Raw genomic sequence first — 6,668 nt, forward strand, 5'->3', positions numbered from 1 at the left:
ATGCTGAATTAAATTATATTATAATTTTAATTTTAGTGCCATTCGTTTTCTGAACGGAAGTCATTTGACATCATGCCAAGAATGCTATCACGAACGTCAGCACCTTCGTAGATGACTTTGTAGATAGCACTTGTGATTGGCATGTAAACATCCAATTCTTTGGCTAGCTCATAAGCAACTTTAGTTGTTGAAATCCCTTCGATAACCATGCCCATGTTTTTCTCGATATCTTCGAGTTTTTCACCGCGACCAAGAGCATCACCAGCTCGCCAGTTACGAGAGTGAACAGATGTTCCTGTTACGATAAGGTCTCCGACACCAGAAAGTCCGCTGTAAGTGAGAGGGTTAGCTCCCAATTTAACCCCAAGGCGCGTAATTTCAGCAAGGCCACGTGTGATGACAGCAGCCTTAGCGTTGTCACCAAAACCAAGACCGTGAAGGGCACCAGCTCCAACAGCGATGATGTTTTTTAGGGCACCAGCTGTTTCTACACCGATGATGTCAGTATTAGTGTAGAGACGGAAATAATTGTTACTAAAGAGTTTTTGAACGTATTTAGCAGCTTCGTGATCTTTTGAAGCAGCAGTGATCAAAGTAATATCTCGAACAATTGTTTCTTCAGCATGGCTTGGTCCAGAGACAACGACGATTTCAGAGCGCAATTCAGCAGGAATTTCTTCCTCAAGAATTGTTGAAAGACGTTCGTGTGTTCCAGGTTCAAGACCTTTAGAAGCGTGCATGATAACAGCTTTGTGGTCAAGTGTTTCAGCGACTTGTTTTGCAACCAAACGTGTTACTTTTGTTGGAACAACAAACAAGATAGCATCAACATCTGTAAGTGCTTCTTTTAAATCAAGTGTCGCTTTGATGTCTTCAGAGATAGTGATATCTTTGAAGTAGCGAGTATTTGTGTGTTTCGTATTTAATTCTTCGATTTGTTCTGGGATATTTCCCCATAGACAAACTTCATGTCCATTGTCGTTTAATACTTGTGCAAGAGCGGTTCCCCAAGAACCAGGCCCTAAGACAGCAACTTTTTGTCTTGTCATTTTTACTCCTCTCTTAAACGAGCAAGATTACATTTTCCATTATATCATAAGAGCAGTCTGTTTGTCTTTGTTTATTAGAAAAGGTGAGTTTTGTCATATTTTTATGGAAGCTATATTGTAGAAAAACGTCGATATGTTTTTGTAAAATAACTTGTGGTATAATGAAATGACTTAACAGGAATAGGAAAGGAAGACTTATCAGGTGATTGATTTAGAAGAGATTCTGTCTAAGATGAATCCCAATCAAAAAATCAACTACGACCGTGTCATGCAACAAATGGCAAAGCGTTGGGCGCAAGAAGAAGTAAGGCCTAAAATTCTTGTCCACGTTTGTTGTGCACCGTGTTCGACATATACTTTAGAATATTTAACGCAATATGCTGATGTGACGGTTTATTTTGCTAATTCAAATATTCACCCTAAAGATGAATATCTTCGTCGTGCTTATGTGGTGCAAAAGTTCATCTCAGAATTTAATGAAAAAACAGGCAATACTGTTGATTTCATTGAGGCACCATATGACCCATCAGAATATTTCCAAAAGGTTCATGGCTTAGAGGATGAACCTGAAGGTGGAGAACGTTGTACGGTTTGCTTTGATTATCGTTTGGATAAAGCTGCTAAAATGGCAGTTGAGCTTGGATATGATTACTTTGCCAGTGCACTAACAATCAGTCCACACAAAAATTCTCAAGTCATCAACAGTGTTGGTATTGAAGTCCAAAAAGTTTATGCGACTAAATATTTGCCAAGTGATTTCAAGAAAAACAATGGCTACCGCCGTTCAGTTGAAATGTGTGAAGAATATGATATCTACCGTCAATGTTATTGTGGCTGTGTCTTTGCAGCAAAAATCCAAGGTGTTGATTTAAATCAAATCAAAAAAGAAGCTAAGGAATTTATGGTTGGAAAAGATGGTGAAAAAGAATTCCCACACATTCGCTTTACCTTTGAAGGAAAAGAAATTTAATACGAATAGATAATTAAGGAGACAAAATGAGCAAAATTAGAGGGTTTGAATTGGTTTCACAATTCACAGATGAAACATTGCTACCAAAACGTGAAACAGCACATGCGGCTGGTTATGATTTGAAAGCGGCTGTCACAACAGAAATCGCACCTGGTGAGATTAAATTGGTGCCAACTGGTGTCAAAGCTTATATGCAAGCTGGCGAAGTGCTTTATCTTTTTGACCGCTCATCAAATCCACGTAAAAAAGGTTTGGTTTTGATTAATTCAGTTGGTGTCATTGACGGTGATTATTATGGCAATCCCGCAAATGAAGGACATATCTTTGCGCAAATGAAAAATATCACAGATGAAACTGTCGTCGTTGAAGCTGGCGAACGCATTGTTCAAGGTGTTTTCATGCCTTTCTTGGTTGCTGATGGTGACGAAGCAGACGGCGTACGTACTGGCGGATTTGGGTCAACAGGAAAATAAGGCCTTAAGGTAAGAAACTAAGCAAGGAGGTAATGAGCTATCGCTAAGAAAAAAACAACGTTTATTTGTCAGGAGTGTGGCTATCATTCTCCGAAATATTTAGGGCGTTGTCCGAACTGTTCGTCTTGGACGTCTTTTGTTGAAGAAGTTGAAGTGCAAGAGGTTAAAAATGCGCGTGTTAGTTTGATGGGTGAAAAGAGTAAGCCAACCAAGTTGAAGGATGTTAGCTCGATTAACTATTCACGTACCAAGACTGATATGGATGAATTTAACCGAGTGCTTGGTGGCGGCGTCGTGCCAGGTAGTTTGGTGCTTATTGGTGGTGACCCAGGTATCGGAAAATCAACGCTTCTTTTGCAAGTTTCGATTCAGTTAGCAGACAAAGGAACTGTTCTTTATGTGTCTGGTGAAGAATCAGCTGAGCAGATTAAATTACGTAGTGAGCGTCTTGGCGACATTGACAATGAATTCTACCTTTATGCTGAGACAAATATGCAAGCCATTCGCGCACAAATCGAGCAAATTCAACCTGATTTCTTGATTATTGACTCGATTCAAACCATTATGAGCCCTGATATTTCAGGAGTCCAAGGTTCGGTATCTCAAGTGCGTGAAGTAACAGCAGAGCTTATGCAATTGGCTAAGACCAATAATATCGCAACCTTTATCGTTGGTCATGTGACAAAGGAAGGGCAGCTTGCGGGTCCTCGTATGCTTGAACACATGGTGGACACAGTTCTTTACTTTGAAGGGGAACGTCATCATACCTTCCGTATTTTACGTGCGGTGAAAAACCGTTTCGGTTCAACTAATGAAATCGGCATTTTTGAAATGCAATCTGGTGGTCTAGTCGAAGTGCTCAATCCAAGTCAGGTCTTCTTAGAAGAACGTTTGGATGGTGCGACTGGTTCAGCTATCGTGGTAACCATGGAAGGCAGTCGTCCAATTTTGGCGGAAGTTCAAGCTTTGGTGACACCGACTGTTTTTGGAAATGCCAAACGTACGACAACGGGACTTGATTTTAACCGTGTTAGTCTTATTATGGCGGTTCTTGAAAAACGTTGTGGGCTTCTTTTGCAGAACCAAGATGCTTATCTTAAGTCAGCTGGTGGTGTTAAGCTTGATGAACCAGCGATTGATTTGGCTGTTGCGGTGGCTATTGCCTCAAGTTACAAAGAAAAGCCAACTAATCCTCAAGAAGCGTTTATCGGTGAAATTGGCTTGACTGGTGAAATTCGTCGTGTGACACGTATTGAACAACGTATCAACGAAGCGGCAAAACTTGGCTTTACCAAAGTTTACGCACCAAAGAATTCTCTATCAGGTATTGATATTCCAGATAATATTCAAGTCATTGGTGTGACAACTGTTGGTGAAGTACTCAAAAAAGTATTTGGCTAATGAAGAAAAACTGAGATGTAAGTCTCAGTTTTTTTGTATTGTGGAGTAGAAGTCTTTTTAGGCGACAAGCAAAACTAAAAATGATAAGATGAGAAAAACGCTATCATGAGCGACTCTTAAGGAGAAATTTGAATGTCTTATTTTGAAAAATTTTTAAAAACAAATCAAGCATATGCAGACTTACATGGAACGGCGCATTTGCCTCAGAAACCTAAAACGCATGTTGCTATTGTTACTTGTATGGATTCACGTCTGCATGTGGCGCATGCGCTGGGTTTGGCGCTTGGTGATGCTCATATTTTGCGGAACGCAGGCGGGCGCGTGACAGATGATACCATTCGTTCATTGGTGATTTCAGAGCAGCAACTTGGTACACGCGAGATTGTTGTTTTGCACCATACGGATTGTGGCATGCAGGGACTTAGTAATGAAGGCTTTGCAGAGCAGTTAGCGCGTGATCTAGGAGTAGAGGTGCATGGAAAAGACTTTTTGCCCTTTTCTGATGTTGAAGAAAGCGTTCGAGAGGATATTACAAAATTGCGTAATTCTCCTTTGATTCCTGATGATATTGTGATTTCTGGTGCTGTTTATGATGTGGATACTGGTCGCATTACAGAGGTTAGCATGTAATTTTGGATTTAGAGAAAAGAGGAAATGATGAGATATATCAAATTTGGTGAACGCCAGACAGAAATTTCAGAGGTTGTTTTGGGATTAATGCGTATTTCAGAAATGACAGTTGATCAAGTTGAAGCATTAATTGAATCAGCTTTAGCAGTTGGAATTAATGCCTTTGATATTGCAGATTGTTACGGGCATGGGGAATGTGAACGTATTCTTGGAGAAGTTTTGAAACGACGCCCAGATTTGCGTGAAAAAATGTGGATTCAATCAAAATGTGGCATTCGAATGGAGGAGTTTACGTACTTTGATTTTTCAAAAGAACATATCCTTAAAGCTGTAGATGGCATTTTGGAGCGTCTTAATATTGATTACATTGATTCACTATTGCTTCATCGTCCAGATGCTCTGATGGAACCTGAAGAAATAGCAGAGGCTTTTAATCTGTTAAAGGCACAAGGCAAGGTTATCGATTTTGGAGTATCGAATCAGAATCCGATGATGATGGAATTGATTAAAAAGGATGTTAAGCAACCTTTGGTAGCTAATCAATTGCAATTGAGCGCAGCTTTTAGCCCAGGTTTTAATGCTGGTTTTCATGTTAATATGAATCAAGAAGCAGGTATTGTTCGTGATAGTAGTATTTTTGAATATTGTCGCTTAAACGATGTAGTTATTCAAGCCTGGTCAGTGCTTCAGTTCGATTATTTTGGTGGTGTTTTCTTGGGTTCTGAAAAATACCCAGAATTGAATCGCGTTTTGGAACGTTTGGCAGAAAAATATCAAGTGACACCATCAGCGATTGCTATTGCTTGGGTCTTGCGTTATCCTGCTCAAATGCAAGCTGTTATCGGAACCACTAAGGCAGTACGAGTGGCAGAGGCAGCTAAGGCTACAGAGTTTGTATTGACACGAAAAGAGTGGTATGAGATTTACTTGGCTGCAGGAAATGATTTGCCATAGTAACTAAACTTGTGGATAATTTTTGATCTGAATTGCTTAAAAGGGTTGTAGGTAGAGAAATAAGGGGAAAGGTTATGCGAAGATTTGAAATCAAACAAAAGTTATGGTCACTAGCTGGAAAGTTTGATATTTTTGATGAAGATAAGCAGCTAGCCTATCATGTTCAAGGGTCCTTGTTAAAATTATTTAAAGAATTTACGATTTCTGATAGTCAAGGCAAAACCGTCAGTCATATCAAACAAGGTTTCAGTTTTCCTTTCCAGCGTTTTACGGTGACTTTTGCAGATGGTAAGGAAATCACGATTCAAAGACGTTTTTCGTTATTAAAAGCTAAATATGATATCTCTGATTTTGGACTAGAGGTGTCAGGTGATATCTGGAATATGAATTTTAGCTTGCTTAATCAAGGACGCGAAGTGGCTAATATTCGCCAACAATGGTTTAGATTTCCTTCAACCTATCAAGTAGAAATTTACGACGATTCCCTTTCAGATTTGGTCATTTCTTTAGTGATTGCTATTGATTATGTGAAGGAAAAAGAATCGAGTGCAGGCAGCGCAGCATCAAGTTAAAACCCGATTGATCAAAATCTCAAATATAAGAAGGAATTCAGCTGTTTTTCAGCTGAATTTTTTGTTCCAATACTCAAGATTGTGCTATAATAGAAACGATTGAAATTTAACAGGAGACGAAAATGCCTAAGAAAATTCGCGTGCGTTATGCACCAAGTCCAACAGGACTTTTACACATCGGAAATGCGCGTACAGCGCTCTTTAATTATCTTTACGCTCGTCACCATGGTGGTGATTTTGTAATCCGTATCGAAGATACTGACCGTAAACGTCATGTCGAAGACGGTGAACGTTCACAATTGGAAAACCTGAAATGGTTGGGAATGGATTGGGACGAAAGCCCACAAACTCACGAAAAATATCGCCAATCAGAACGTTTGGACATCTACCAAAAATACATTGACCAATTGTTGGCTGAAGGTAAAGCTTATAAATCATACGTTACTGAAGAAGAACTAGCTGCAGAACGTGAACGCCAAGAAGCTGCTGGTGAAACACCTCGTTACATCAACGAATTCCTTGGTATGTCTGAAGAAGAAAAAGCTGCTTATATTGCAGAACGTGAAGCAAAAGGAATCATCCCTACTGTACGTTTGGCTGTTAACGAATCAGGTATCTA

8 protein-coding genes are annotated in these 6,668 nt (G+C 39.6%); 7 read left to right on the forward strand and 1 reads right to left on the reverse strand.

Annotated features, from left to right (window positions below):
• Positions 1–32: 32 nt before the first annotated feature.
• Positions 33–1,049, reverse strand: a complete 1,017-nt coding sequence (locus B4D49_RS02295) for an NAD(P)H-dependent glycerol-3-phosphate dehydrogenase (protein ID WP_199543532.1) — start codon at positions 1,047–1,049, stop codon at positions 33–35.
• Between the two features lie 202 nt (positions 1,050–1,251).
• Between B4D49_RS02295 and B4D49_RS02300 the strand changes: the two genes are divergently transcribed.
• The 7 genes from B4D49_RS02300 to B4D49_RS02330 all read left to right on the forward strand — a co-directional run.
• Positions 1,252–2,019 carry an epoxyqueuosine reductase QueH gene (locus tag B4D49_RS02300; RefSeq protein WP_074482378.1) on the forward strand — a complete coding sequence of 256 codons (768 nt, stop codon included), beginning with the start codon at positions 1,252–1,254 and terminating at the stop codon, positions 2,017–2,019.
• 26 nt (positions 2,020–2,045) lie between these two features.
• Entirely contained in the window at positions 2,046–2,492 is a 447-nt protein-coding gene (locus tag B4D49_RS02305; protein ID WP_074480130.1) for a dUTP diphosphatase, read from the forward strand.
• 39 nt (positions 2,493–2,531) lie between these two features.
• Positions 2,532–3,893 (forward strand): DNA repair protein RadA, encoded by a 1,362-nt coding sequence (gene radA, locus B4D49_RS02310; RefSeq protein WP_199543608.1) that lies wholly within the window; start codon positions 2,532–2,534, stop codon positions 3,891–3,893.
• A 132-nt stretch (positions 3,894–4,025) separates the two neighbouring features.
• Positions 4,026–4,523 carry a beta-class carbonic anhydrase gene (locus B4D49_RS02315; protein WP_199543530.1) on the forward strand — a complete coding sequence of 166 codons (498 nt, stop codon included), beginning with the start codon at positions 4,026–4,028 and terminating at the stop codon, positions 4,521–4,523.
• 27 nt (positions 4,524–4,550) lie between these two features.
• Positions 4,551–5,477 carry an aldo/keto reductase gene (locus tag B4D49_RS02320; protein WP_132869764.1) on the forward strand — a complete coding sequence of 309 codons (927 nt, stop codon included), beginning with the start codon at positions 4,551–4,553 and terminating at the stop codon, positions 5,475–5,477.
• A gap of 74 nt (positions 5,478–5,551) precedes the next feature.
• Positions 5,552–6,049: an LURP-one-related/scramblase family protein gene (locus B4D49_RS02325; protein WP_199543526.1), complete on the forward strand. Its 498-nt coding sequence runs from the start codon at positions 5,552–5,554 to the stop codon at positions 6,047–6,049.
• A 122-nt stretch (positions 6,050–6,171) separates the two neighbouring features.
• Positions 6,172–6,668 (forward strand): glutamate--tRNA ligase family protein (locus B4D49_RS02330; protein WP_286783065.1); only part of this gene is annotated, 497 nt, incomplete at its 3' end.

This window comes from Streptococcus sp. UBA4344, assembly GCF_002393675.1.
Taxonomy (GTDB): Bacteria; Bacillota; Bacilli; order Lactobacillales; family Streptococcaceae; genus Streptococcus; species Streptococcus vicugnae.